This window comes from Rhizobium sp. PAMB 3174, assembly GCF_052908375.1.
In genome coordinates, this window is record NZ_CM128608.1 from 1944339 (window position 1) to 1968009 (window position 23671).

General features: G+C 61.0%; 30 protein-coding genes. 10 read left to right on the plus strand and 20 right to left on the minus strand.

All coding sequences use genetic code 11. The features are described 5' to 3' along the window. Positions 1-48 precede the first annotated feature (48 nt). Positions 49-252: a hypothetical protein gene (locus tag ACU5AY_RS09210; RefSeq protein WP_446828836.1), complete on the plus strand. Its 204-nt coding sequence runs from the start codon at positions 49-51 to the stop codon at positions 250-252. A gap of 300 nt (positions 253-552) precedes the next feature. Here the strand turns inward: ACU5AY_RS09210 and ACU5AY_RS09215 are convergent, their stop codons facing one another. Further along, positions 553-1155 (minus strand): hypothetical protein, encoded by a 603-nt coding sequence (locus tag ACU5AY_RS09215; protein WP_446828837.1) that lies wholly within the window; start codon positions 1153-1155, stop codon positions 553-555. After that, positions 1156-2190, minus strand: a complete 1035-nt coding sequence (locus tag ACU5AY_RS09220; protein WP_446828838.1) for a ParA family protein — start codon at positions 2188-2190, stop codon at positions 1156-1158. It abuts the gene before it with no gap. A 1343-nt stretch (positions 2191-3533) separates the two neighbouring features. Between ACU5AY_RS09220 and ACU5AY_RS09225 the strand changes: the two genes are divergently transcribed. Together ACU5AY_RS09225 and ACU5AY_RS09230 are read left to right on the plus strand one after the other, a co-directional pair. Beyond that, the gene (locus ACU5AY_RS09225; protein WP_446828839.1) at positions 3534-3797 is read left to right on the plus strand and encodes a hypothetical protein; all 264 of its coding nucleotides are present in this window, start codon (positions 3534-3536) and stop codon (positions 3795-3797) included. Positions 3798-3862: 65 nt separating this feature from the next. After that, on the plus strand, positions 3863-4459 hold the full coding sequence (locus ACU5AY_RS09230) for a DUF922 domain-containing Zn-dependent protease (protein ID WP_446828984.1): 597 nt from the start codon (positions 3863-3865) through the stop codon (positions 4457-4459). 299 nt (positions 4460-4758) lie between these two features. On the opposite strand, the gene ACU5AY_RS09235 is transcribed toward ACU5AY_RS09230, so the two are convergent. Beyond that, a complete protein-coding gene (locus ACU5AY_RS09235; protein ID WP_446826090.1) occupies positions 4759-5331 on the minus strand; it encodes a DnaJ domain-containing protein in 573 nt (190 codons plus the stop codon). A gap of 330 nt (positions 5332-5661) precedes the next feature. On the opposite strand from ACU5AY_RS09235, the gene ACU5AY_RS09240 reads away from it, so the two are divergent. Beyond that, entirely contained in the window at positions 5662-5970 is a 309-nt protein-coding gene (locus ACU5AY_RS09240) for a DUF1883 domain-containing protein (protein ID WP_446824462.1), read from the plus strand. A 16-nt stretch (positions 5971-5986) separates the two neighbouring features. On the opposite strand, the gene ACU5AY_RS09245 is transcribed toward ACU5AY_RS09240, so the two are convergent. Together ACU5AY_RS09245 and ACU5AY_RS09250 are read right to left on the minus strand one after the other, a co-directional pair. After that, positions 5987-7300 carry a replication-associated recombination protein A gene (locus ACU5AY_RS09245; protein ID WP_446828840.1) on the minus strand — a complete coding sequence of 438 codons (1314 nt, stop codon included), beginning with the start codon at positions 7298-7300 and terminating at the stop codon, positions 5987-5989. Then, a complete protein-coding gene (locus tag ACU5AY_RS09250; protein ID WP_446828841.1) occupies positions 7297-8691 on the minus strand; it encodes a DegQ family serine endoprotease in 1395 nt (464 codons plus the stop codon). Before ACU5AY_RS09250 ends, ACU5AY_RS09245 begins: the two co-directional genes overlap by 4 nt. A 204-nt stretch (positions 8692-8895) precedes the next feature. Between ACU5AY_RS09250 and ACU5AY_RS09255 the strand changes: the two genes are divergently transcribed. Further along, complete coding sequence (locus tag ACU5AY_RS09255; protein ID WP_446828842.1) at positions 8896-9273, plus strand: lysozyme inhibitor LprI family protein; 378 nt, start codon at positions 8896-8898, stop codon at positions 9271-9273. A gap of 10 nt (positions 9274-9283) precedes the next feature. Here ACU5AY_RS09255 and ACU5AY_RS09260 read toward each other — a convergent pair whose 3' ends face one another. The 3 genes from ACU5AY_RS09260 to ilvD all read right to left on the minus strand — a co-directional run bounded on the left by ACU5AY_RS09260 (position 9284) and on the right by ilvD (position 11863). Further along, positions 9284-9739, minus strand: coding sequence for a hypothetical protein (locus tag ACU5AY_RS09260; RefSeq protein WP_446828843.1), 456 nt, complete (start codon positions 9737-9739; stop codon positions 9284-9286). Then, entirely contained in the window at positions 9729-9959 is a 231-nt protein-coding gene (locus ACU5AY_RS09265; RefSeq protein ID WP_446828844.1) for a DUF4160 domain-containing protein, read from the minus strand. The genes ACU5AY_RS09260 and ACU5AY_RS09265 overlap by 11 nt, the downstream gene beginning before the upstream one ends. Before the next feature lie 68 nt (positions 9960-10027). Next, positions 10028-11863: a dihydroxy-acid dehydratase gene (gene ilvD / locus ACU5AY_RS09270; protein WP_446828845.1), complete on the minus strand. Its 1836-nt coding sequence runs from the start codon at positions 11861-11863 to the stop codon at positions 10028-10030. 271 nt (positions 11864-12134) lie between these two features. Here ilvD and ACU5AY_RS09275 point away from each other — a divergent pair, with 271 nt between their 5' ends. From ACU5AY_RS09275 to ACU5AY_RS09295, 5 genes are all read left to right on the plus strand, one after another. Then, complete coding sequence (locus ACU5AY_RS09275) at positions 12135-12539, plus strand: OsmC family protein (RefSeq protein WP_446828846.1); 405 nt, start codon at positions 12135-12137, stop codon at positions 12537-12539. Positions 12540-12690: 151 nt separating this feature from the next. Next, the gene (gene msrP / locus ACU5AY_RS09280) at positions 12691-13635 is read left to right on the plus strand and encodes a protein-methionine-sulfoxide reductase catalytic subunit MsrP (protein WP_446828847.1); all 945 of its coding nucleotides are present in this window, start codon (positions 12691-12693) and stop codon (positions 13633-13635) included. A 2-nt stretch (positions 13636-13637) separates the two neighbouring features. Continuing rightward, the gene (msrQ, locus tag ACU5AY_RS09285; protein ID WP_446828848.1) at positions 13638-14348 is read left to right on the plus strand and encodes a protein-methionine-sulfoxide reductase heme-binding subunit MsrQ; all 711 of its coding nucleotides are present in this window, start codon (positions 13638-13640) and stop codon (positions 14346-14348) included. Between the two features lie 122 nt (positions 14349-14470). Continuing rightward, entirely contained in the window at positions 14471-14605 is a 135-nt protein-coding gene (locus tag ACU5AY_RS09290) for a hypothetical protein (RefSeq protein ID WP_261930324.1), read from the plus strand. A gap of 115 nt (positions 14606-14720) precedes the next feature. Next, positions 14721-15386, plus strand: a complete 666-nt coding sequence (locus tag ACU5AY_RS09295; RefSeq protein ID WP_446828849.1) for an HAD-IA family hydrolase — start codon at positions 14721-14723, stop codon at positions 15384-15386. 108 nt (positions 15387-15494) lie between these two features. On the opposite strand, the gene ACU5AY_RS09300 is transcribed toward ACU5AY_RS09295, so the two are convergent. The 12 genes from ACU5AY_RS09300 to rplF all read right to left on the minus strand — a co-directional run bounded on the left by ACU5AY_RS09300 (position 15495) and on the right by rplF (position 23630). Then, entirely contained in the window at positions 15495-16094 is a 600-nt protein-coding gene (locus ACU5AY_RS09300; RefSeq protein WP_446824473.1) for a DoxX family protein, read from the minus strand. A gap of 240 nt (positions 16095-16334) precedes the next feature. Continuing rightward, positions 16335-16757, minus strand: a complete 423-nt coding sequence (gene rplQ, locus ACU5AY_RS09305) for a 50S ribosomal protein L17 (RefSeq protein WP_261930329.1) — start codon at positions 16755-16757, stop codon at positions 16335-16337. 49 nt (positions 16758-16806) lie between these two features. Next, on the minus strand, positions 16807-17817 hold the full coding sequence (locus ACU5AY_RS09310; RefSeq protein WP_261931946.1) for a DNA-directed RNA polymerase subunit alpha: 1011 nt from the start codon (positions 17815-17817) through the stop codon (positions 16807-16809). A gap of 106 nt (positions 17818-17923) precedes the next feature. Further along, positions 17924-18313, minus strand: a complete 390-nt coding sequence (gene rpsK / locus ACU5AY_RS09315) for a 30S ribosomal protein S11 (protein WP_007766864.1) — start codon at positions 18311-18313, stop codon at positions 17924-17926. Between the two features lie 136 nt (positions 18314-18449). Then, positions 18450-18818, minus strand: coding sequence for a 30S ribosomal protein S13 (rpsM, locus tag ACU5AY_RS09320; protein ID WP_446828850.1), 369 nt, complete (start codon positions 18816-18818; stop codon positions 18450-18452). A gap of 241 nt (positions 18819-19059) precedes the next feature. Beyond that, positions 19060-19710 (minus strand): adenylate kinase, encoded by a 651-nt coding sequence (locus ACU5AY_RS09325; protein WP_446828851.1) that lies wholly within the window; start codon positions 19708-19710, stop codon positions 19060-19062. Continuing rightward, a complete protein-coding gene (secY, locus tag ACU5AY_RS09330) occupies positions 19707-21047 on the minus strand; it encodes a preprotein translocase subunit SecY (RefSeq protein ID WP_446824476.1) in 1341 nt (446 codons plus the stop codon). Before secY ends, ACU5AY_RS09325 begins: the two co-directional genes overlap by 4 nt. Before the next feature lie 241 nt (positions 21048-21288). Beyond that, entirely contained in the window at positions 21289-21762 is a 474-nt protein-coding gene (gene rplO, locus ACU5AY_RS09335) for a 50S ribosomal protein L15 (protein ID WP_446828852.1), read from the minus strand. A gap of 16 nt (positions 21763-21778) precedes the next feature. Next, a complete protein-coding gene (gene rpmD / locus ACU5AY_RS09340) occupies positions 21779-21982 on the minus strand; it encodes a 50S ribosomal protein L30 (RefSeq protein WP_261930334.1) in 204 nt (67 codons plus the stop codon). 14 nt (positions 21983-21996) lie between these two features. Next, positions 21997-22566: a 30S ribosomal protein S5 gene (gene rpsE, locus ACU5AY_RS09345; RefSeq protein ID WP_261930335.1), complete on the minus strand. Its 570-nt coding sequence runs from the start codon at positions 22564-22566 to the stop codon at positions 21997-21999. A 155-nt stretch (positions 22567-22721) separates the two neighbouring features. After that, complete coding sequence (gene rplR, locus ACU5AY_RS09350) at positions 22722-23084, minus strand: 50S ribosomal protein L18 (RefSeq protein ID WP_446824478.1); 363 nt, start codon at positions 23082-23084, stop codon at positions 22722-22724. Between the two features lie 12 nt (positions 23085-23096). After that, positions 23097-23630, minus strand: coding sequence for a 50S ribosomal protein L6 (rplF, locus tag ACU5AY_RS09355; protein ID WP_261930337.1), 534 nt, complete (start codon positions 23628-23630; stop codon positions 23097-23099). Positions 23631-23671 lie beyond the last annotated feature (41 nt).

The window sequence follows — 23671 nt, forward strand, 5'->3', positions numbered from 1 at the left end:
AAGGAATCCATGGCACTTTAGCGACGGACCAGCAGCGAAAGGCACGCCATGCCAGACATCGGCAGCATATTCTCCCCCACCGATCTCCTCCTCATGGTCCTGATTGCCTGCGCCCCCGGCACCCTGCTCGGCACCGCCATCGGCGCCTGGGTCTACCCCCGCCACCGCATCACCGGCGGCATCGTCGGCTTCATCGCCGGGTTTGCCGTGTCGTTCGGCGCGTGGGCGGCGTATTTTGCTGTGGTGAAGTAGAGAAGCGCGATCACTGCATCACCCTCCCATTCCATCGGAGAATTCCTGCGCAAGCGTTGAACTGCCCTCATCCTCGGGCTTGTCCCGGGGATCCAGCCACCGCGCTTCTGCGCGGTGAATGACTCATTGATAAAGTGGTGAACGCTCCATCCCCTCACCTGAAAAATCTGCGACTTGGCTGTGCCAAGACCGTGATTTTATGGCACTAGATAACAACTGCCATCAGTGGCCGCTTCCGGCCGATTGCGGCCATTCATTCGTGATATGCAGAAAGTTTCACGCTCTCTACAGGGGGCTTCGTTACCAGAATGCCCGCTGCGGGAAGCTAATCGTGCCGTGGGCAAGCAAACCGGCGTCAGTCGCTGACGCCAGATGAATAAAAAAACGCTCTATCCGAAATAAAGCTTGGTCGCTGAGTTGAATCCGACCACTTGGAGTCTGGGTCCAACGAAAGGTTGGTATTGCAAAGCCGTGAGCGAAACTGTGTCTGACTTTAAGTATGCCGTTTAGAAAGTCCTGTGACTGCTGCCTGTTGAGTTGTGCTTTTCGCCAAGTCCAGTCTGAAATCGGATCGTAACCGGTACAACTTATCAGTAGTTCTCGCGAATTTTCCCAATTTGGCGTGTTAAATTTACATAATTTTTGGTAAACAATCGGCGAAAATAGAGAGTGTATACTGGAATAATCTACGACAGAATTATCTGCTATTTTTTGCAGGAACTCCATTATTACTTGATTGAGGTATGAGTCCCAGCCCGCCACGTATTTCGCCAGTGCGGCATGAAAAAAACGCGTCTTTTGATCGTGCGAGACAGGGCGAAGGCGCGCGTCTTTTCCAACAGCCCGCAATTCGCGAGCTGCCTCCACGGACGATTGAAATCGAGTGTAGGAGACGCTCGACATTCAAAGCCTCGCAACAAACTCGTGAAGCGCGACCTTATAGTTATCAAGAGGGCCTTCGTTGAGTTGGACGCGTTCACCGTCAAATTCCTTTGGACCCGGTTTCAGTTTGAATATCGGAGTTCCAGTTGCTGCGCAGTATACTGACGCCCCGTGATAATCAGGAATTTGAACAAACGCATTACTTGGTTTTTCTTTTGGAATCGCGTAGAAACTTCTGTGTTTTTCGTGAATAGCGTCTACAGTTTTCTTAATGCGCTCGCTTACCACCCGAAAAGCTTTACTTGGTTGGCCATCATAAAGCGTAACGCGATTTGAAACGAATGTGTGAAGCCTCGGTTGATTAATGCCCTCTTCATCCGCTTTACGTGCAAAACTAATCTTCGCATATGTCTCTGTGTGCTTGTCTCCTACGCCGTAAAGCAGAGCAATAACATTTTCGATGCCACGCCTTGAACTGTCGTCAGCAGTAAACGGGATGATTACATTATCCGCAGCCACTAACCCAAGCTGGGTGTAAACTGCGAAGCTTGGGTTACAATCAATTATAAATATTGAGTCTCGTGGTCCGCTTCGCCGTTTAAGGGCCTGACGAAGATCGTTAATCCATCCTATCACCTTCGCCCAAGCATCAAACGGGACGGCTAATTGAGAAGTCTGACGGATAGCTTCGGAGAGAATTTCCAGAAGATTATCACCACAAACGAGCCAGAGATTTTCTGGAATTTTTGGATTGAATTTTTTTGGGTGCGTCAAGTAGGATTCAATGTCGTCAATCATCCTAAATGGAGAGTTTAAGCGGTCCTCTAAATAGCCAGCTACTGTACATCTGGGCTTGGAATTTGTGAGTTCTAACAACGCTTTTGCATCAGGATCGAATCCGCCGAGAAGAGTTTCAGACAGGTTTCCTTGAGGGCACAAATCGATAACATAAACGTCGGTATCAGGATGGAGGTGAGCATACTCCGTTGATGCAATAAAAGCTAAGAAGCTCTTCCCAACGCCACCTTTGTTATTCCAGAACGCGTAACCCGTCATGACTGCCCTCATTTATTCTGAACTGCGATGCCGAGACACAAGCCATACAGCTACATGGTCAGAGCGGCTAGCTAGAGTTGGCAATGCAATCAGTACGCATTAGTGCCTTAGCAATGCAAGGGGCTCACTTCCATGCACGAACCTTATCGGTCAGTCTACATTCACCGCAGCAAATCAAATGGCGAGGTGAAGCGGTTCAAAAGTTTTAAAGTGAAACTGCTATCCCCCAATAGGTATGTAAGAGACTGTAAGTCTCCTCTTGGCGCAAAGCGACCATCGCGCACGATCGCCGGCTGGTGGCAATGGCTATGTAATTCTGTGATTTTGCATCCTCCCCCGCCAAAGGGATAGGCAAACCGCCGGCCGCCACCCCCGGCCCTCCGCATGGCTCCGGGCGTTCGCTGCTTGAAACGATTCACTGGATCGTTTCATCGGCAAAGCCGACCACATCTCACCCCCTTAAATCCCCCTCCTGAAAACCCGTGCCATACTCGTTCCGTTCCGTGTGGATAGGCCGGGGGAGCGAACCTGGCGAGCGGAACCGGCGCTGACGGGTGCGGGCGATCGCAGGCTCATATCCGTCGGGGTTCGCGAACGGTCCCCCTCGGCCCGTGCGGTTCCCGCGATGCGGGGGCCATACAGGACGCAAGCCGTTGCGTGCTGGCGGGTGGGCAGACCGGTCGGGTGCGGAAACGCCCCGCCGGCGCGCCCTTGAATGATGTGCCTTGGAGGCACGCAAGGCCCTGCCGCAAGGCAAGGCCGCAGAGGGATCCGCGGGCATAAACCGCCGAACGAGGCGCCCGGAAGGGCCATGATACCAAACAAAAGATGAGGCACCCCGGGCGCTTCGTCCTTCATACCCTTCATGCCACGGCCGGCAACGGCGCGTGAAGGGGAAGGTGTGTCGGGAGGGTAAGGACAGGAATGGAGACGCAGACGATGGCCACCAGCAACACCCGTCATCCCGGACTTGATCCGGGATCCAGCAGCGCGATGTCCATCGCGCCAGGGACTCCCTTGGAAGGGAGGCGTCCGCCGCCCCTTCTCTCACCGCGCGGACGCGCGGTGGCTGGATCCCCGGGACAAGCCCGAGGATGAGGGAGGGCGACGGCGGCGGCGCGCTATCTCCCCCCTGGCGGGGGAGAATGGAATTTCAGTGTCTTGGCGCGAAGCGGCAAGCGCTAGAAATTCCAAGAGAGGGGGTCAGGGCCACGCCTAGCGAAGCAATCCCCTCACCTGAAAAATCTAGCACTTAGCCTGACGGCTAAGATGCTGATTTTTCTTCCTCTCCCGCAAGGGGAGAGGTGTCTTCAACCCCAAACCCAAACCCGAAAGGAACCCCCATGCGCATCACCGCATCCGAAACCCTGATGACCGAACTCCGCCGGCTGGCCGAGATCTGGGGCGATCCCCTCGCCTGTCCGACGCGGCGCTGCCGGCGGGCGCGGCGGTGCGAGGGCCAGCTGACGGCGGCGGGCTATCCGCGCTGCGCCGGCGCGGACGAGGCCAGCGGCCACGGCACCGGCACCGGCACCGGCGCCCGATGGACTTGGCCGGCGGAGCGCTCTAGTGTCGCGCCGACCGACACCGACGGAGCCCGCCCGTGATCCACCGCCCCGCCGCAACACCCGACACCGGTTCAGGTTCGGGCCGCGCCATCCGCCCGAAACCCATCCGGCGCCTCGCCCTGCCGGCCGCGCTCGTCCTGCTGTCAACGCTCCTGCCCGCCGCGGCCAGCGCCGGCGGCAGCGTCAGCGAGCGGGTCGAGACCTATGCCGTTTCCGGCGCGAGTGGCGCGGCGCTCTACGAATCGATCGGCCTTCACGGCCCGAAGGCCGGCGGCGGGCGGGCGATCGCCCATACCGGCTTCCGCCTCACCTGGCGGCGCGACTACCAGAACCGCGGCAGCGCCTGCGTCATCGCCTCCGCCGTGCCGAAGCTCGTCATCACCACCACGCTGCCGAAAGCGAAGGGCCGGCTGTCGCCCGAGGTCGCCGCGAGCTGGAAGACCTTCGTCGACGGCGTGGCCGCGCATGAGCGCGTGCATGGCCAGCACATCCGCGAGATGGTCGAGAAGATCGAAGCCGCCAGCATCGGGCTTTCGGCGGAGAACGACCCGAAATGCGCCAAGGTGCGCGCCACGCTGCAGGCCCGGCTGAAGGTCCTCTCCGACGAGCGCGTCGCCCGCGAGCGCGATTTCGACCGCGCCGAACTCTCCCCTGGCGGCACCGTCCACCAGCTGATCCTCACCCTCGTCAACGGCCCGTGACGGGACGGTTCAATCTCCCCCCGTGTGGGGGAGATGTCCCGACAGGGACAGAGGGGGGTGAAGCGGAGAATACGAAGGGTGGCGGAAGAGGCAAAGTTCACCCCCCTCTGTCGGCTTCGCCGACATCTCCCCCACAAGTGGGGAGATCGGGCAGGACGCCGGCGCAACAGCCCCTTCTCCCCCTGGGGAGAAGGTGGCCCGAAGGGCCGGATGAGGGGTTTTCAGGCAGCCAAGGGGAACCCCTCATCGCCTCACTGCGTTCGGCACTTCTCCCCAAGGGGAGAAGGGGAAAAACGCCCCTACTCCGCCGCCTTGGCGGGCTGGGCCTCCAGCGCTTCGAGCTCGTAGGAATATCCCTCGAGCAGCGAATAGGCCTTCTCGATCGCCTCGATCTGGTTTTCGGTGTTCTTGATCGCCTCGGCGATCGCCTGCGAGCGGGCGCGCAGCATCGAGCCGAGCACGTCGGTTTCCGGCTTGCGGCCGAGGCGGTCGACATGCTGGCGGATGCGGGTGCGGTGGCGCTCCAGCTCGAGGATGTGGAAGCGGTTCTTGAGGATGTCGTCGGACAGCTTGCGGCGCATGGCGGCCAGCGGATCGAAGGAGCCGGGGTCGCGCTCGTCGAGGATGACGTCGTTGATCAGCGTCTCCAGCATCATGACGCCCTTCAGGTCCTTCGGGTCGGCCAGCTGCGGGTCGTAGCCGGTGTCGTCATAGACCTTGCGGCGCACCGGGTCCTTCAGGAGGTCGTAGGCCGCCTGCAGGCGCTCGAACTCGCCGGGATCGCCGCCCTGGTCCGGGTGCGCGGTCTTGGCCTTGGTGCGGTAGGCCGCCTTGACGGCCGGCTCCTGCGCATCACGGTCAATGCCAAGCATCTGATAGGGATCGATCAATCTGCCACCTGCCTTCCGGGCTCCGTCCGTTACCTTCACCTACTCCCGCGGGCCGCTTGCCGCAAGCCCGCCGGGTCGACTGCCGGGTCGCGAAGCGCCGGGCGTCACCGCCATCATCGGCCAAAACCGGCGGCGAAATTGTGGTCGTGGCAATCAAATCAGCAAATTACCGCGTATTTTCCCCGCCGACAAATTTCGTGGGATAATTCCAGGGACAGAGAATGGCGGCGGCGGTCGGTCATCCAACCAACGCTTCCTTAACCGGCGCGGGCTAAAATCCGGTCCGCATGGCATTTTAGGGAGACTGAGGGCATGGTTGCCTTCCGCTTTACGCATTACGATCTCGGCCGCATCAAAGCCGGGCAGATGATCGAGGTGACGCTGTCGGCGGTCGCCAATGTCCGGCTGATGACGCCGGAGAATTTCGAGCTGTTCAAGCAGACGCGGCCGTTCAAGTTCAAGGGCGGCATCGCCCGCAAGTCGCCGCTCAGGCTCGCCGTGCCGGAAGACGGCCACTGGCATGTCGTCGTCGACATGGAAGGCCACAAGGGATTCGCCAATTCCGCCGTCAAGCTGGTCGCGCCGCCGGCCCCGCCGCCGCGCATGAGCAAGGCGTCGTAGCCCCGCGATCGCGGGTCTACTTGCCGGAGCGCTCGCGCCGGAGCTTCGCCCACCAGTCCAGCCGCTTGCGGATCTCGCGTTCGAAGCCGCGCTCGGGCGGGTCGTAGAAGGTCTTTCGGCCCATCTTCTCCGGAAAATAGTCCTGGCCGGAAAAGGCATCCGGCTCGTCATGGTCGTAGCGGTAGCCGTCGCCGTAGCCCTCGCCCTTCATCAGCTTCGTCGGGGCGTTCAATATGTGCTTGGGCGGCAGCAGCGAGCCGTTCTCCTTGGCCGCCCGCATCGCCGCCTTGAAGGCCGTGTAGACGCCGTTCGACTTCGGCGCGGTCGCCAGATAGACGCAGGCCTGTGCGAATGCGAGTTCGCCCTCCGGCGAGCCGAGATAGTCGTAGGCGTCCTTGGCGGCATTGGCGATCACCAGCGCCTGCGGATCGGCGAGCCCGATATCCTCGACCGCCATGCGCACCAGCCTTCGGCCGAGATAGAGCGGGTCCTCGCCGGCGTCGAACATGCGGGCGAGATAGTAGAGCGCGGCATCCGGGTCGGAGCCGCGCACCGACTTGTGCAGCGCGGAGATGAGGTTGTAGTGGCCGTCCTGGCCCTTGTCGTAGACCGGCGCGCGGCGCTGGACGATGCGCGTCAGGCCCTCGGTGTCGAACACCTCGCCCTCGCGCGCCGCCCGCCAGACTTCCTCGGCCAGTGTGAGCACCGCCCGTCCGTCGCCGTCGGCCATCCGCACCAGGCTGGCGCGGGCGTCCTCGTCGAGCGGCAGCGCCCTGCCCTCCGTGGCCTCCGCCCGGCTCAACAGTTCGCCAAGGCTTTCCTCGTCATGCGGCTTGAAGGTCAGCACCCGGGCGCGCGACAAAAGAGCGGCGTTCAGTTCAAAGGACGGATTTTCCGTCGTCGCGCCGACGAGGATCACCGTGCCGTCCTCCATGACCGGCAGGAAGCTGTCCTGCTGGGCGCGGTTGAAGCGGTGGATCTCGTCGACGAAGAGCAGCGTCTGGCGGCCGTTCATGCGGCGCGTGCGGGCGGCCTCGAAGACCTTCTTGAGGTCCGCGACGCCGGAGAAGATCGCCGAGATCTGCTCGAACGCCAGCCCTGCCTCGCCGGAAAGAAGCCGGGCGACCGTCGTCTTGCCGGTGCCGGGCGGGCCCCAGAAGATCATCGAGCCGAGCGAGCCGGAGGCGATCATGCGCCTCAGCACCCCGTCGTCACCGGTCAGATGCGACTGGCCGGTGACATCGCCGAGGCTCTGCGGTCGCAGCCGGTCGGCCAATGGCCGGCGGTTCGCCACATCCTCGGGGATCTGCGGGGCGAAGAGATCGCTCATCGGAAGGATTGCCTTATGTCCTGGCCGCCGCGGTTGATGTCGAAGGACCAGAAGCCCGGATCGTCGGCCAGCATGGCGGCGAGCGTCTTGGTGCTGTCGACCTTCTGGCCGTTCATGGCGACGATGATGTCGCCCGGCTTGAAGCCGGCGCGGACAGCCATGGCGTTGTCGGCAAAGTCGGAGATGACGACGCCGGTCTGATCGGCCGGCAGGTGCAGTTCGGTCGCGACCCGCGGCGACAGGTTTTCGACGATCGCGCCGGCCAGCGGATTGTTGCCGTCAAGCGTCCGGGTGTCACGCGGCACCGTTTCCGGTGCTACGCTGAGCTTAATGTTCATGTCGCGCTTCTTGCCGTTGTCGATCACCGTCAGGTCGACCGTCTGGCCAAGACCCGCCGTCGTCAGCCGGTAGCCGAGCGCGTCGGGATGCTCGACCTCCTCGCCATTGACCGCGACCACCACTTCGCCGGTCTTCAAACCCGCCTTGTCGGACGGGCCGTCCTTGATGACCTTGGTCACCAGCGCGCCGCGCGGCACCGGCAGGCCGAGCGCTTCGGCGACATCGGAGGTCACCGGCTCGAAGGAGGCGCCGATATAGGGGCGTTCGAAGCTCTTGGCGCCGCTCTCGGCCGCCTTGACGAAGACGCGCACGAGGTTGGACGGGATGGCGAAGCCGATGCCGTTGGAGCCGCCGCCGCGGGTGAAGATTGCCGAATTGATGCCGATCAGCTCGCCGTTCATGTTCATCAGCGCGCCGCCGGAATTGCCCGGATTGATCGATGCATCGGTCTGGATGAAGAAGGAAAAATCGGAGGACTGCAGCTTGTTGCGGGCGAGCGCCGAAACGATGCCGCTGGTCACCGTCTGGCCGACGCCGAAGGGATTGCCGATCGCCAGCACCAGGTCGCCGACCTCGGCATTGTCGGAATTGCCGATCGGCATCGCTGTGAAGCTGTCCTTCGACTGGATCTTCAATACCGCGAGATCCACGCCGGCGTCCTTCAGCACGACCTTGCAAGGGTACTCCCGGCCGTCGGCGAGCGCGATCTTGATGTCGTCGGCGCCGTCGACCACGTGGTTGTTGGTGACGACGAAACCGTCGGCCGCGACGATGACGCCGGAACCCAGCGACGACTGCTTTTCGGTCCTGTTCGGCATGCGCTGGCCGAAGAACTGCTGGAAGAACGGATCGTCGAACAGCGCCGAGCGCCGTTGGACAAGCCGTTCGGCATAGACGTTGACCACGGAGTTCTTCGACTGCTTGACGAGCGGCGCAAAGGAAAGCTGCATTTCCTCGCGGGTCGAGGGAACGGTCTTGGTATCCTGCGCATCGGCAAGCGGCGCGGACAGCACGAGACAGGCGATAAGGGCGAATGAGGCTTTCTTGATCATCTTGTTTTCCGAATCCCAGTTCTGGCTGCACTTTATCTAGGGTTCCGGCAATCGGAACGGTAGACCGGCGAGACGACGCGATAGCGGACGCACCTCGCGTGAAGACGCCTCGAACGACATAGGGATGTCGCAACCCTCTTCCCAAGGGTCAACTTAATTCCATGTTAGATTCGCCAGACGATTGCCAACGGAAGGATCGCCATCATGAAGATTTCAACCGCTTTGCCCCGGCTCGCACGCCACGCACTATTGCCGGCCTTGCTGTTTGCCGCGCCCGCGCCCCTCGCCCATGCCGCAAGCTTCGACTGCGACGCCAAGGGGCTTGCTGCCGACGAACAGGCGATCTGCGACAACCGTGATCTGAACGATCTCGACGTCAAGATGGTGACGGAATTCCATTTCTTCGAAGGACTGATGGCCATGGGCAGCAGGGGCGAGCTTCAGGACGAGCAGACCGCATGGCTCGCCAAACGCCAAGCCTGCGGGCCGGACAAGGCCTGCATCAAGGCTACCTATGACGAACGCCTGAAGCAGTTCGACGACCTCTACAACAAGCTCGAACGGCCGGCGATGTGGCGTTGATTGACGGGTTTCACGCGACCTTTGCCTGATGCTCCAGCAGAAAGCGCACCGCATAGGCGATGTTGCGGGGAACCGGCTTGTCCTTGCGGTAGCTCGCAACCTGCCGTCTGGAAATGTCGAGCGCCGCCGCCATTCCGTCCAGTGTCATGTGCAGATCGTCCATGGCGCGACGGAAATCCTCATTGTCGAACTCGACCGGCGGCAAGCGCAGCAGCCAGAGCGCAGAGAATTCGAGGTCCCCATCCCACTCAAGCGCATCGCCGAACTCGCTCACACGCAGGGACTGAAAGAGTGCATCGTCCTTTCTCAGACGCTGGTAGATACGCCGGCTTTCCAATGCCGGCGCGAGATCGACCACGCCAGTCTCTCCCGTCGACAGCCGATAGCGCACAAGGCGATTTTCCAGCGGAAGCGCTTCCGCGATCCGCGGCATGATGGAGCCGGACGAAACGATATCATCTTTCATTCAAACGCCTCCATTCGCCTTCCAGCACGGTGCGGTTCTCGTCGGCCCACGCCAATGCGATTTGCAGGCTCTTCCGGTCCATTTCGCCCGCAATCATGACGAAGTCAGCGATGCGCACCGCCCCATGATGATCCGGCGTGACGATATGAAAGTGCGGTGGATGATGGTCATCCGCAAACATCCGGATCACAATGTTTCCGATCCGGACCAGCGTCGGCATCGCACACCTCTCACCTCGAAAACATAGTGCGCCATGTGCACTATGTCGAGTCGGGAATGCGAGGAACCCTATTCCGGAAGGATGCGCACGGCGCCGCGGTCGGCGGACGAGGCGAAGGCGGCGTAGGCCTTCAGGGCCGTGGTAACGTTGCGCTTGCGGGCATGGGCGGGCTTCCAGCCGGCCTTGTCCTGCTCGGCGCGGCGGGCTTCAAGCTCGGCGTTCGACACCTTGAGGTTGATCGTCCGGTTGGGGATGTCGATCTCGATCGTGTCGCCCTCGCGCACGAGGCCGATGGCACCGCCCTGGGCTGCTTCCGGCGAGGCATGGCCGATGGAGAGGCCGGAGGTACCGCCGGAGAAACGGCCGTCGGTGATCAGCGCGCAGGCCTTTCCGAGGCCCTTCGACTTCAGGTAGCTCGTCGGATAGAGCATTTCCTGCATGCCGGGGCCGCCCTTCGGGCCTTCGTAGCGGATGACGACGACATCGCCGGCAACCACTTCATTGCCGAGGATACCCTTCACGGCCGCATCCTGGCTTTCGAAGACCTTGGCCGGACCGGTGAACTTCAGGATCGATTCATCGACGCCAGCCGTCTTCACGATGCAGCCGTCGAGAGCGATGTTGCCGTAGAGAACGGCGAGACCGCCATCCTTGGAGAACGGCTTTTCGACGGAGCGGATGACGCCCTTTTCGGCGTCGGTATCCAGGTCGTCCCAACGCGAGGACTGGGAGAAGGCAACCTGTGTCGGTACGCCGCCCGGCGCGGCCTTGAAGAAGGTCCGCACGCTTTCCGAATTGGTACGGGTGATGTCCCAGCGATTGATCGCGTCGCCGAGCGTCGCCTCATGCACGGTCTTGCAATCGGTGTTCAGCAGGCCGCCACGCTCGAGCTCGCCGAGGATGCGCATGATGCCGCCGGCGCGATGCACGTCTTCCATGTGCACGTCCTGCTTGGCCGGAGCCACCTTGGAGAGGCAGGGGACGCGGCGCGAAAGCTTGTCGATGTCATCCATGGTGAAGTCGACGCCGCCTTCATAGGCAGCGGCCAGGATGTGCAGAACGGTGTTGGTCGAGCCGCCCATGGCGATGTCGAGTGCCATGGCATTTTCGAAGGCCTCCTTCGTGGCGATCGAACGCGGCAGGACGCCATCGTCGTCCTGTTCGTAATAGCGGCGCGCCAGATCAACGATCAGGTGGCCGGCTTCGACGAAGAGGCGCTTGCGGTCGGAATGGGTGGCAAGGGTCGAGCCGTTGCCGGGCAGAGACAGGCCGAGCGCTTCCGTCAGGCAGTTCATCGAATTGGCGGTGAACATGCCGGAGCAGGAACCGCAGGTCGGACAGGCCGAACGCTCGATGACCTGGACGTCCTCGTCCGTCACCTTGTCGTCGGCGGCGGCGACCATGGCATCGACGAGGTCGAGCGCAACCGTCTTGCCGTGCATGACGACCTTGCCGGCCTCCATCGGGCCGCCCGAGACGAAGACGGCCGGAATGTTGAGGCGCATCGCGGCATTCAGCATGCCGGGGGTGATCTTGTCGCAGTTGGAGATGCAGACCATGGCGTCGGCGCAGTGTGCGTTGACCATGTATTCGACCGAGTCGGCGATGACTTCGCGCGAGGGCAGCGAATAGAGCATGCCGTCATGGCCCATGGCGATGCCGTCGTCGACGGCGATCGTGTTGAACTCCTTGGCGACACCGCCGGCGGCCTCGATTTCGCGGGCGACCAGCTGGCCGAGATCCTTCAGATGCACGTGGCCCGGCACGAACTGGGTGAACGAATTGACGACCGCAATGATCGGCTTGCCGAAGTCGCCATCCTTCATGCCCGTCGCGCGCCAGAGGCCGCGGGCGCCGGCCATGTTGCGGCCGTGGGTGGTGGTGCGTGAACGATAAGCGGGCATCTTGCGTTTCCTCACATCTGACGTGATTTTTTTATCGGGCGGTCCCAGGCGACGAAAATCTCGCGGAAAATGCGCCAAACGGCCCGATCTTTGGGACTTCCTAACGCAAATGCGGGCGGGTGTCACTATCAGGACGGGCCGTTTCGGTACGCATGGCGCCGCCTGCAGCCGCTTGCCGATCGTCAATTTCGGTGCCGGCTACAAGAGGCTGGCTTTTTCCGTTTCCGCGTGATCGAATTCGTTTCGTTCACCCTTTTCCGGAGGTTCTCCGATGGCATCCGTGACCGTTGAATTGCGCTCCATAGACGAAACCGAAGCCGCGCTCGGCTGGGCCGGAGGCCACACGATCGTCGTCGACAGGCCGGAGGGACGAGCCGGCGGAATGGGGCTCGGCTTTAACGGCGCGCAGCTTCTCGGGCTGGCGGCGGGTGGCTGCTTCTGCAACGATCTGCGCTACGCCTCGCACGAGCTCGGCATTCCGCTGAAGTCGGTGCAGGTGACCGTCTCCGCCGAGCTCGGTGGCGAACCGTTGCTGGCGACCGCGATCGAGATCGACGCGAAGGCGGAGACGGAGAGTGGCAAGGATCCCTCGCCTGTGATCCGCAGGGCACGCGCGATCTGCACCGTCGCGAATTCACTGAACCGGGGTGTTCCGACGCACTTTGCCACCGGTTGAAAACACGGGCGCGATCAAACGCACTACACGAAAACGTGCCTGATGCCCCCCTTCCATGTGAAGACGACTTTTGGTCTTCTCTTTTCGAAACTGTTCCGGGTCCCATCTCGTATAGAACGACAGACCCCAAAGACCGAAACGGAAGAATGCCATGACCTATCATCCGCCCCGCATCCCCTCTTCCGAGATCACCGCGCGCAAGTTCTACCTCACCCGGCGCGAGATCATCAAAGGTGCCGCGGCCGCCGGTATCGCCATTACCGGCGCATCGACAGCCTTCGCCAAGGCGCTCGACGCCAAGAAGACCGATTACACCGTCGACGACACGCTGACGCCGAAAAAGGATGTCCTCAGCTACAACAACTTCTACGAATTCGGCACCGGCAAGGGCGACCCGGCCCAGAACTCCGGCGACTTCAAGCCGCTGCCCTGGTCGATCAAGATCGACGGCATGGTGCAGAAGCCGATGACCATCAGCTATGAGGACATCATGACGAAGATGCCGATCGAGGAGCGCGTCTATCGCATGCGCTGTGTCGAGGCGTGGTCGATGGTCATTCCGTGGGACGGCTTCCAGCTCTCCGAACTCCTGAAGATGGCCGAACCGCTGGGCAGCGCCAAATATGTCGCCTTCGAGGGCGTTGTCCGTCCGGAGGAGATGCCCGGCCAGTCCGGCTGGGCGCAGCCCCTGCCCTGGCCCTATCTCGAAGGACTCAGGCTCGACGAAGCGATGCATCCGCTGACGATCCTCGCCGTCGGCGTTTACGGTGAAACCCTGCCCAACCAGAACGGCGCGCCGATCCGGCTCGTCGTACCGTGGAAATACGGTCTCAAGGGCATCAAGTCGATCACCAGGATCACGCTGACCGACAAGCAGCCGGAAACGAGCTGGAACAACGCCGCCGCAAACGAGTACGGCTTCTACGCCAACGTCAATCCCGAGGTCGACCATCCGCGCTGGAGCCAGGCGACCGAACGCGTGATCGGCGAAGGTTCGTTCCTGTCGCCCGTCACCAAGAAGACGCTGATGTTCAACGGCTATGGCGACGAGGTCGCGAGCCTCTATGCCGGCATGGACCTGAAAGCGAACTTCTGACCATGATCGTGCTTGCCCCCCGCAACCGGACGCTGCGCTCGGCCGTCATCTGGCTTATCTATGCGGTCAGCTTCGTGCCGGCGGCCTGGTATTTCTATCAGGCCGCGACCGGCGCCTTGGGCGCGGACCCGATCAAGACCTACGAACACCTGCTCGGCATCTGGGCGCTGCGCTTCCTGATCGCCACGCTGCTCGTCACGCCGCTGATCGACCTCGCCGATCTCAACCTGATGCATTACCGACGCGCCTTCGGCCTGATGGCCTTCTGGTATGTCGTGATGCACTTCCTCGTCTATGTCATCCTCGACAAGAACCTCAATCTCGGCGTCGTGCTGCAGGACATCACCAAGCGCTGGTTCATCATCATCGGCATGTCGGCCTTCGTCATGCTGATCCCGCTGGCGCTGACCTCGAACCAGTTCTCGATCCGCCGGCTCGGCTCGACATGGGCAAAGCTGCACAAGCTCGTCTACGTGATTGCCGCCGCCGGCGTCATCCACTTCGCCATGTCGCGCAAGTCGATCACGCTGGAACCGGCGATCTACATCGCGATCATCGCCTTGCTGCTCGCCTACCGGCTGGTTGGTCCCAGGATCCGCGGCTGGAAGAACGAGCGGCGCAAGGCGGCAAGGCTCGCCGAGCGGGAGCGGCAGAAGACGCAAGGCGTCTCGGCGCGCTCGGGTGAGATGCCACAGGCGGGCGGCAGGGCCTGACCGGCCCAAGCCTTGCATTGGCTGCATGGCTGGCATCGCAAATGGGCGCGGCCCGACTATTGTGCGGCGCACAATCCAGGATTACCTTGTCTTCAACGAAGCGAACTCGAGAGGACAAGATCATGAGACACGACAGAAACCCCGCCGACGGCAGCTTCTTCACCCGCTTTCGCAAGGGCTGCGTCGACTACTACCGCACCTACCAGGAAGTGAAGCAGGAAGCCGATCGCATCACGCGCAAGCACGGCCTGCGATAAGCGGACCACTGACGCACACAAAAAAGCCGGGGCATGCCCCGGCTTTTTGTTTGCACGGGATGTCCCTGAATCCGTTGCCAGACTGCCGGCTTTCCACTAGGGCGGAGGCAGGTATGTGTTCCCGGATGAGAGTGCTTCTTCGATGCGCGAAATATGTGTCATCTTCGATCTGGACGGCACGCTGGTCGACAGCGAGACCCTCTGCAATCAGGCGTTTCTGGATCTTCTGCCGAACCTGAACGAACCGGTCAGCAGCCTGTTGCTGCGATATCGGGGGCACAAGCTCACCAATATCTTTTCCGACCTTGAAGCCCGCCTTTCCATGGCGCTGCCGCGCGATTTCGAGAAAACGTATCGGGCGCGCGTTGCCGAACTCATGCAAAGCGAACTGAGACCAATGCCCGGCGTCGCAGGCATGCTGGCCAGCCTCACCTACCCCAAGTGCATTGCCTCGAGCGGCCCACCGGCGAAAATCATGCAGGCGCTTGATATCTGTTCCCTGAGGTCTCATTTCGGCCCACACCTGTACAGTTCACATACCGTCGGAAGCTGGAAACCTGAGCCGGACCTGTTCCTTCACGCCGCGAAGTCGATGGGCTTTGAGCCCTCAGAATGCGTCGTCGTCGAAGACAGCGACGTCGGTGTCGAGGCCGCAATGCGAGCGGGAATGCATGCTTTTCACTATCTGCCGGGAGGAGAGCCTTGCGGTCATCTGCATGCAAAGGCCTTTCGAGACATGCAGGACCTTAACGGCCTCATCGAAGACCATTTCCAAAACTAGATAATTCGGAGAGCCATCCGACGAGCAAGTGGGGCCGGAACATCCTGTCGGATGCTCCGGCCCCACGATACGCAATTCAGGTGGCGACCTTTGTCGCCTGTTTCCCACTCAGAACCACTTCTTGAAGAACAGCCGGTCCAGCGAGAGATAGCCGCCGCCGAAGGCTGCGAAGAGGAATGCGCCGCCGGTCCAGAACAGCGACGCCAGTTCGGCCTTTTCCTGGACCTGATGGACGAATTTCGTGCCGCCGTCGGCAAGCCGGGCGACACCGTTGGCGGTGAAGAAGTCACTGCCGGCCTTCAGGGCATCGATGCCGGCCTGGGTCAGAAACGCATCGCCGTAGGGATGCGCCCAGTGGAACCAGAGCGTGATCGCCAGCATCACGGCGTTGGCGAGCGCGATCGGCCGGGTGAAAAGACCGATGGCGATCAGAAAGCCTCCGAAGAACTGCATGGCAGCCAGAAGGGGCGACCATAACCAGCCGGGGTAGAAGTGCAGGCTCTCGACGAACCCGACCTGCGCCATGGGCGCCGTGATCTTCGGCCAGCCTTCGATCATCAGCATGCCGCCGACCGCAAGGCGGAAGATGCTCCATGCCATGGGCTGGGCGATGCGATCGTAAAATCCGCCGAGAAAGGGAAGGATCAGATGGTCGCGGTCATTCTCGAAAATGGGGTGTTCAGCTTGAAATGCAGTATGGTCGGTCATTGCCTTAATCCTTTAAGTATCAGTCCCGAATTGACAATACGCCGTTCCGGATCCGTCCTATTGATACAAGTCAAATAACCTGAGTACTGCGATCACAATTTCTGCCGAAACCGGGCCCGCCTCCCCGCCCCTTTGAGACAGTTCACTGACATGAACGCGGCCGCAGATGCAAAAAGGCCGGGCGCCCCAGCGGCACCCGGCCTTCTTGAACAGTTCCCGTTGCCTGGAACCTATATGCTATTAAGCAGCTTCAGCCTGGGCTTCGGCTTCGACGCGGGCCTTGTCGGCTGCGCCCTTGGCGTCCACGTCGCGGTCAACGAATTCGATGACGGCGAGCGGAGCGTTGTCGCCCTGACGGAAACCAGCCTTCATGATGCGCAGGTAGCCGCCGTTGCGCGAAGCGTAACGGGAAGCGATGGCATCGAACAGCTTGCGGACGGCGTCCTGATCCTTGATCTGCGAGATGGCCTGACGACGAGCGTGCAGGTCGCCGCGCTTGCCGAGGGTAACGAGCTTCTCGACGATCGGACGGATTTCCTTTGCCTTCGGCAGGGTGGTGACGATCTGCTCATGGGTGATGAGCGAGGCCGCCATGTTAGCGAACATGGCCTTGCGGTGGCTGGCGGTTCTGTTCAGCTTGCGGCCGGCTTTCTGGTGGCGCATTGCTTTTCTCCTTCACTTGCAGGCATCCCGCCCGCAGTATGATACTCGGTTAATACTGGTCTTCGTAACGCTTGGCGAGGTCTTCGATGTTCTCCGGCGGCCATGCGGGCACTTCCATGCCGAGGTGCAGGCCCATGGAGGCGAGGACTTCCTTGATCTCGTTCAGCGACTTGCGACCGAAATTCGGCGTACGCAGCATTTCGGCTTCGGTCTTCTGGATGAGATCGCCAATGTAGACGATGTTGTCGTTCTTGAGGCAGTTGGCCGAACGGACCGAAAGCTCCAGTTCGTCGACCTTCTTGAGAAGTGCCGGGTTGAACGCGAGTTCGGTAACCGATTCTTCTTCTGCTTCCTTCTGCGGCTCGTCGAAGTTGACGAAGACGCCGAGCTGGTCCTGAAGGATGCGCGCGGCGAATGCAACAGCGTCCTCACCGGAAACGGAACCGTCGGTTTCGATCGTCATGGACAGCTTGTCGTAGTCGAGAACCTGGCCTTCACGGGTGTTTTCCACCTTGTAGGACACTTTCTTGACCGGCGAATACAGGCTGTCGACCGGGATCAGGCCGATCGGTGCGTCTTCGGCGCGGTTGCGCTCGGCAGGAACATAGCCCTTGCCGTTGTTGACGGTGAATTCCATGCGGATTTCAGCGCCCTCGTCGAGGGTGCAGATCACATGGTCGGGGTTCAGGATCTCGATATCGCCAACCGTCTGGATATCACCAGCGGTTACCGAGCCCGGGCCCTGCTTGCGTACGACCATGCGCTTCGGATCATCGCCGTCCATCTTGATGGCGATTTCCTTGATGTTGAGCACGATGTCCGTCACATCTTCCCGGACGCCCGGGATGGAGGAGAACTCGTGCAGCACGCCGTCGATCTGGACGGCGGTGACCGCAGCGCCGCGCAGCGACGACAAGAGAACGCGACGAAGCGCGTTGCCGAGCGTCAGGCCGAAACCGCGTTCCAGCGGCTCGGCAACCAGCGTCGCCTTGGTGCGGCCGGAGGTGGTGAATTCCACCTTGTTCGGCTTGATGAGTTCTTGCCAGTTCTTCTGGATCATATTTCTACCTTCCATTCGCCACCACCATCCAATCGTGACGGCCGATTTTCAGAAGCGCCGGGAGGAGCGCGAAATGCGCGCTCTCCGGCTTGATGAATGACCAATGTCAGACGCGGCGCTTCTTGCGCGGACGGCAACCATTGTGCGGGATCGGCGTCACGTCGCGGATCGAAGTGATCATGAAACCAGCAGCCTGGAGCGCTCGCAGTGCGGACTCACGACCCGAACCAGGACCGCAGACTTCGACTTCCAGCGACTTCATGCCGTGTTCCTGGGCCTTCTTGGCGCAGTCTTCAGCGGCGATCTGTGCGGCGAACGGGGTCGACTTGCGCGAACCCTTGAAGCCCTTGGCACCGGCAGACGACCAGGCAATGGCATTGCCCTGTGCGTCGGTGATGGTGATCATCGTGTTGTTGAAGGTGGAGTTGACGTGGGCAACACCGGACGTAATGTTTTTACGTTCGCGACGGCGAACGCGAGTGGCTTCCTTGGCCATGCTATTCCTTTCATTGATCTCATCGCCGCCGTAATCCCAGCGGCTACACCGACAGGGCAGACCGGAAGCCTACCCTGTCAAACTCAAAAAGAGGCCGGTGGAAACCACCAGCCTCCCCTTCCCGGTTTCCCGGAAATTACTTCTTCTTACCGGCGATAGCCTTTGCCGGACCCTTGCGGGTGCGGGCATTGGTGTGCGTGCGCTGACCGCGGACCGGAAGGCCACGGCGATGACGCAGACCACGGTAGCAACCGAGGTCCATGAGACGCTTGATGTTCATCGAGGTCTCACGACGCAGGTCACCTTCGACCTGGTAGTCCTGGTCGATGGCTTCGCGAATCTGCAGGACTTCGGCGTCCGTCAGTTCGTGAACCCGGCGCTCGGCCGGAATGCCAACCTTGTTGCAGATTTCCTGCGCGAATTTCGGACCGATCCCGTGAATGTACTGAAGCGCAATAACGGTGCGCTTTGCAGTCGGGATGTTGACGCCAGCGATACGTGCCACGTCTCTTCTCCTTAGTTTCATGTTCCGGCCGGAAAAACGCAAAAGCTACGCGTACCCTGCCACCGTTGTTCTTTAAAAATCCAGGTTCGTCACAAGTGAACACGACCGAAGCCGGACTTCCTTCTCGAAATCCGCACCGATCGCGTTAACTTATTGCGAGTTGGCGCGGTGTTTAGCGGAATCAGCGGCCAAAAGCAACCGGCCCCGCCAAGTTTATTTTCCTGCCGACTTCCCCGTGAAATCAGAGAGCGGACAGAATGGCTTCGATGTCGGCGCTGACCGCGTCGATATCCTTCATGCCGTCGACGCCCTTCAGCTTGCCCTTGGCATAGTAATAGCCGATCAGCGGCGAGGTTTCCTTGTAGTAGGCCTGCAGGCGCGTGCGGACCGTCTCGCGGTTGTCGTCGGGACGACGCTTGAAGGTCGTGCCACCGCACTTGTCGCAAACGCCTTCGACGGCGGGCTTCAAGTTTTCGTCATGATAGCCGGTGCCGCAGGTCGCGCAGGTGTAGCGGCCGGCGATTCGGTCGGCGAGAACGGCGTCGTCGACGCGAATCTCGATGACGGCCGAAATGTCGAGGCCCTTGGCGGCAAGCATCTTCTCGGTCGCATCCGCCTGGACAAGCGTCCGCGGAAAGCCGTCGAGAATGAAGCCCTTGGAACAATCGTCCTGATCGATTCGCTCGGACACAATGGCGATCACGATATCGTCGGAGACAAGGTTGCCGGCGTCCATGACGGCTTTCGCCTTCTTACCGACTTCCGTACCTGCGGCAACCGCCGCACGCAGCATGTCACCGGTGGAAAGCTGGGGAATGCCATACTTTTCCACGATACGGTGGGCCTGGGTCCCCTTCCCTGCACCCGGCGGCCCCAAAAGAATAAGTCTCATCGTCCCCTCTTTCCTCCACGCAACTTCGACTTCTTGATCATGCCTTCATACTGCTGGGCAATAAGGTGCCCCTGGATCTGTGCTACCGTATCGAGGGTCACGCTGACAATAATCAGAAGCGACGTTCCGCCGAGAGCGAGCGGTACACCCGTCTGAGACACGAGAATTTCCGGAAGAATGCAAACAAACACCAAATAGATCGCGCCGACGACGGTGATGCGTGTCAAAACGAAATCGATGTATTCAGCGGTGCGCTCGCCGGGACGGATGCCAGGGATGAAGCCACCGTGCTTCTTGAGATTGTCGGCGGTATCGGACGGGTTGAAGACGATCGCCGTGTAGAAGAATGCAAAGAACGCAATCAGGGCACCATACAGCACCATGTAGAGCGGCTGGCCGTGGCCGAGCAGCGCGATGGTGCGCGTCGCCCAGTCGGGCATGTCGGACGACCCGGAGAAGCCTGCGAGCGTCGCGGGCAGCAACAGCAGCGAGGACGCGAAGATCGCCGGGATGACGCCCGCCGTGTTGAGCTTCAGCGGCAGGTGCGAGGTGTCGCCCTGGAACATGCGGTTGCCGACCTGTCGCTTCGGATACTGGATCAGCAGCCGGCGCTGGGCGCGTTCCATGAAGACGATCAGGGCGATGACCAGGATGCCGACGACGAGGACGGACAGGATGATGCCGGTCGACAGCGAGCCGGTGCGGCCGAGTTCGAGCAGGTTGACGACGGCGGTCGGCAGGCCGGCTGCGATACCGGAGAAGATGATCAGCGAAATGCCGTTGCCGATGCCGCGCGAGGTGATCTGCTCACCGAGCCACATCAGGAACATGGTGCCGCCAACGAGCGTGATGACGGTGGAAATACGGAAGAACATGCCCGGATCGTTGACCAGACCGTTGCCGTTCTCGAGGCCGACCGCGATGCCATAGGCCTGCAGCGTGCCGAGAATAACCGTGCCGTAACGGGTGTACTGGTTGATGATCTTGCGGCCCTGCTCGCCTTCCTTCTTCAGGTTTTCCAGAGTCGGAATGACCGAGGTCAGCAGCTGCACGATGATCGACGCGGAAATGTAGGGCATGATGCCGAGCGCGAAGATCGCCATGCGCTGGACCGCGCCGCCCGAAAACATGTTGAAGAGTCCGAGAATGCCGTTGGACTGGCCCTGGAAAGCCGCCGCATAGGCGCCGGGATTGATGCCCGGAAGCGGGATGTGCGTGCCAAGACGATAGACAAGGAGTGCCGCCAGGGTGAACCAGAGGCGCTTTTTCAGATCCTCGGCCTTGGCGAAGGTCGAAAAGTTCAGGTTCGAAGCCAGTTGTTCAGCTGCAGAAGCCATGCATATCTCCGCGCGACTTCGCCTCACGCCTCTGTCCTCAGAGGGGTCGAGACTCAGTCTTCATGACATTCCAGAAAGCAAAGCCAAGGACGGATTGCAACGCAACCAAACGCCTCACCCTCGTTTTCCGTTTGTGCCCGGTCCAATAATGCAACATCATCGCGACCGGAATTGTGAGGCTCTTATATGAGAGCAAAATCGCCCGGTGTGAAGCACCCCGGGCGATAACTTCGCAAATTGTTTATTCAGCAACTTCTGCAGAGAGAAGCTTGATCGAGCCACCGGCCTTTTCGATCTTTTCGACGGCAGCCTTGGAGGCGCCGGCGACTTCGATCGAAAGCTTGGCCTTCAGTTCGCCGTCGGAGAGGACGCGAACGCCATCCTTGGTGCGACGGATCACGCCAGCAGCCTTCAGGGCTTCGGCATCAACGGTCTTCTTGGCATCGAGCTTGCCGGCGTCGACGGCTGCCTGGAGGCGGCCGAGCGATACTTCAGCGAACTCGGAAGCGAAGATGTTGTTGAAGCCACGCTTCGGCAGACGGCGGTAGATGGGCATCTGGCCGCCTTCGAAGCCGTTGACGGCTACACCCGAACGCGCCTTCTGACCCTTTACACCGCGGCCACCGGTCTTGCCGGTGCCCGAGCCGATGCCGCGGCCGATACGCTTGCGCGACTTGGTTGCGCCTTCGTTGTCTTTGATTTCATTCAGTTTCATCGATCAATCCTCCGGCTTACTTCTCGTCGACGATGCGAACGAGATGCTGCACAGCGCGGATCATGCCACGAACAGACGGGGTATCTTCCAGCTGGCGGCGGCGGTGCATCTTGTTGAGGCCCAGGCCGATCAGCGTCTTGCGCTGGACTTCCGGGCGGCGGATGGGGCTGCCGATCTGTTCGACGGTCAGCATCTTCTTCTCTGCGGGCTTCTTGGCCATGGTCAAGTCTCCCCTTATTCTTCAGAGGCAATGCCGGCTGCAACGCGGCGAGCCTGCAGGGTTGCGTACTTGAGACCGCGCTGAGCAGCAACATCCTTCGGATGAACCTGATGCTTCAGGGCGTCGAACGTGGCGCGAACCATGTTGTACGGGTTCGACGAACCGGTCGACTTTGCAACGACGTCGTGCATGCCGAGCGTTTCGAAGACGGCGCGCATCGGGCCGCCGGCGATGATGCCGGTACCAGCCTTGGCAGCGCGCAGCAGAACCTTGCCGGCGCCGTGACGGCCGTGAACGTCATGGTGCAGCGTACGGCCGTCTCGCAGCGGTACGAAGATCATGTCGCGCTTGGCGGATTCGGTCGCCTTGCGGATGGCTTCCGGCACTTCACGTGCCTTGCCGTGACCAAAGCCTACGCGGCCCTTCTGGTCGCCGACGACGACGAGAGCAGCGAAGCCGAAGCGACGGCCACCCTTAACAACCTTTGCGACGCGGTTGATCGCGACCAGCTTGTCGACGAATTCGCTATCGCGTTCTTCACGGCTCTGGCGATCCTCGCGCGAGCCACGCTTTTCCTGTGCCATTGTCCTGTTCCTTTTTCTTTTCCGGGTGCAATCGGCAGATATGCAATTAGACCCCACCTCCCCTTACGCATAAGGGGGTCGGCACGGCCCGGGTTAGTGAGTGGGCGTATGCCCGAAACTGCCCGGCCTCGACTGGAGGCCGGGCAGAAACCTAATCAGAAGCTCAGGCCACCTTCACGGGCTGCATCGGCGAGTGCCTTGATGCGGCCGTGATAGATGAAAGCGCCACGGTCGAAGACAACTTCGCTGACGCCTGCCTTGACGGCACGCTCAGCAAGGAGCTTGCCGACGACGGCAGCAGCCGAGGTGTCGGCGCCGGTCTTGAGGTCCTTGCGCAGATCGGCTTCCAGAGTGGAAGCAGCTGCAAGCGTGTGGCCTGCAACATCATCGATGACCTGTGCGTAGATGTTCTTCGACGAGCGATGAACCGACAGGCGCGGACGGCCGTTGGCCACCTTCTTGAGCTGGCGACGCACGCGGCTGGCGCGACGCTGGAGGGATTCTTTCCTGCTAGCCATTTCGCGTGTTCCTTACTTCTTCTTGCCTTCTTTGCGGACAATCCGCTCCTCGGCATACTTGACGCCCTTGCCCTTGTAGGGCTCGGGGCCGCGGTAGCTGCGGATCTCGGCGGCAACCTGGCCGACGATCTGCTTGTCGATGCCGGTGACGACGATTTCCGTCGGCTTCGGGCAGGCAAGCGTGATGCCCTTCGGCGGTTCGTAGACGACGTCGTGGCTGAAGCCGAGCGCCAGCTGCAGGTTGGAACCCTGCATGGATGCACGGTAGCCGACGCCGTTGATTTCGAGCTTGCGCTCGAAGCCGTCCTTGACGCCGCGGAAGATGTTCTCGATCATCGTGCGGGACATGCCCCACTTCGAACGAGCATCCTTGCTCTGGTTGACCGGAGTGACGACAACGCTGTTGTCCTCCAGCTTGAGGGCGACTTCGTCATTAGCAACGAAGAAGAGTTCGCCCTTAGGGCCCTTCGCGGTAACCTTCTGGCCGTCGACCGAGGCGGTCACGCCCGCAGGAACCGGAACGGGTTTTTTACCGATACGAGACATTTTAAATCCTGTCTGTTTCGCTATGGAGATCTATGCGCCGC

Excerpts from the sequence above, each read along its gene's own strand:
- ACU5AY_RS09210 (WP_446828836.1), top strand. The coding sequence starts at position 49 with ATGCCAGACATCGGCAGCATATTCTCCCCCACCGATCTCCTCCTCATG.
- ACU5AY_RS09215 (WP_446828837.1), bottom strand. The coding sequence starts at position 1,155 with ATGTCGAGCGTCTCCTACACTCGATTTCAATCGTCCGTGGAGGCAGCT.
- ACU5AY_RS09220 (WP_446828838.1), bottom strand. The coding sequence starts at position 2,190 with ATGACGGGTTACGCGTTCTGGAATAACAAAGGTGGCGTTGGGAAGAGC.
- ACU5AY_RS09225 (WP_446828839.1), top strand. The coding sequence starts at position 3,534 with ATGCGCATCACCGCATCCGAAACCCTGATGACCGAACTCCGCCGGCTG.
- ACU5AY_RS09235 (WP_446826090.1), bottom strand. The coding sequence starts at position 5,331 with ATGCTTGGCATTGACCGTGATGCGCAGGAGCCGGCCGTCAAGGCGGCC.
- ACU5AY_RS09240 (WP_446824462.1), top strand. The coding sequence starts at position 5,662 with ATGGTTGCCTTCCGCTTTACGCATTACGATCTCGGCCGCATCAAAGCC.
- ACU5AY_RS09245 (WP_446828840.1), bottom strand. The coding sequence starts at position 7,300 with ATGAGCGATCTCTTCGCCCCGCAGATCCCCGAGGATGTGGCGAACCGC.
- ACU5AY_RS09250 (WP_446828841.1), bottom strand. The coding sequence starts at position 8,691 with ATGATCAAGAAAGCCTCATTCGCCCTTATCGCCTGTCTCGTGCTGTCC.
- ACU5AY_RS09255 (WP_446828842.1), top strand. The coding sequence starts at position 8,896 with ATGAAGATTTCAACCGCTTTGCCCCGGCTCGCACGCCACGCACTATTG.
- ACU5AY_RS09260 (WP_446828843.1), bottom strand. The coding sequence starts at position 9,739 with ATGAAAGATGATATCGTTTCGTCCGGCTCCATCATGCCGCGGATCGCG.
- ACU5AY_RS09265 (WP_446828844.1), bottom strand. The coding sequence starts at position 9,959 with ATGCCGACGCTGGTCCGGATCGGAAACATTGTGATCCGGATGTTTGCG.
- ilvD (WP_446828845.1), bottom strand. The coding sequence starts at position 11,863 with ATGCCCGCTTATCGTTCACGCACCACCACCCACGGCCGCAACATGGCC.
- ACU5AY_RS09275 (WP_446828846.1), top strand. The coding sequence starts at position 12,135 with ATGGCATCCGTGACCGTTGAATTGCGCTCCATAGACGAAACCGAAGCC.
- msrP (WP_446828847.1), top strand. The coding sequence starts at position 12,691 with ATGACCTATCATCCGCCCCGCATCCCCTCTTCCGAGATCACCGCGCGC.
- msrQ (WP_446828848.1), top strand. The coding sequence starts at position 13,638 with ATGATCGTGCTTGCCCCCCGCAACCGGACGCTGCGCTCGGCCGTCATC.
- ACU5AY_RS09290 (WP_261930324.1), top strand. The coding sequence starts at position 14,471 with ATGAGACACGACAGAAACCCCGCCGACGGCAGCTTCTTCACCCGCTTT.
- ACU5AY_RS09300 (WP_446824473.1), bottom strand. The coding sequence starts at position 16,094 with ATGACCGACCATACTGCATTTCAAGCTGAACACCCCATTTTCGAGAAT.
- rplQ (WP_261930329.1), bottom strand. The coding sequence starts at position 16,757 with ATGCGCCACCAGAAAGCCGGCCGCAAGCTGAACAGAACCGCCAGCCAC.
- ACU5AY_RS09310 (WP_261931946.1), bottom strand. The coding sequence starts at position 17,817 with ATGATCCAGAAGAACTGGCAAGAACTCATCAAGCCGAACAAGGTGGAA.
- rpsK (WP_007766864.1), bottom strand. The coding sequence starts at position 18,313 with ATGGCCAAGGAAGCCACTCGCGTTCGCCGTCGCGAACGTAAAAACATT.
- ACU5AY_RS09325 (WP_446828851.1), bottom strand. The coding sequence starts at position 19,710 with ATGAGACTTATTCTTTTGGGGCCGCCGGGTGCAGGGAAGGGGACCCAG.
- secY (WP_446824476.1), bottom strand. The coding sequence starts at position 21,047 with ATGGCTTCTGCAGCTGAACAACTGGCTTCGAACCTGAACTTTTCGACC.
- rplO (WP_446828852.1), bottom strand. The coding sequence starts at position 21,762 with ATGAAACTGAATGAAATCAAAGACAACGAAGGCGCAACCAAGTCGCGC.
- rpmD (WP_261930334.1), bottom strand. The coding sequence starts at position 21,982 with ATGGCCAAGAAGCCCGCAGAGAAGAAGATGCTGACCGTCGAACAGATC.
- rpsE (WP_261930335.1), bottom strand. The coding sequence starts at position 22,566 with ATGGCACAGGAAAAGCGTGGCTCGCGCGAGGATCGCCAGAGCCGTGAA.
- rplR (WP_446824478.1), bottom strand. The coding sequence starts at position 23,084 with ATGGCTAGCAGGAAAGAATCCCTCCAGCGTCGCGCCAGCCGCGTGCGT.
- rplF (WP_261930337.1), bottom strand. The coding sequence starts at position 23,630 with ATGTCTCGTATCGGTAAAAAACCCGTTCCGGTTCCTGCGGGCGTGACC.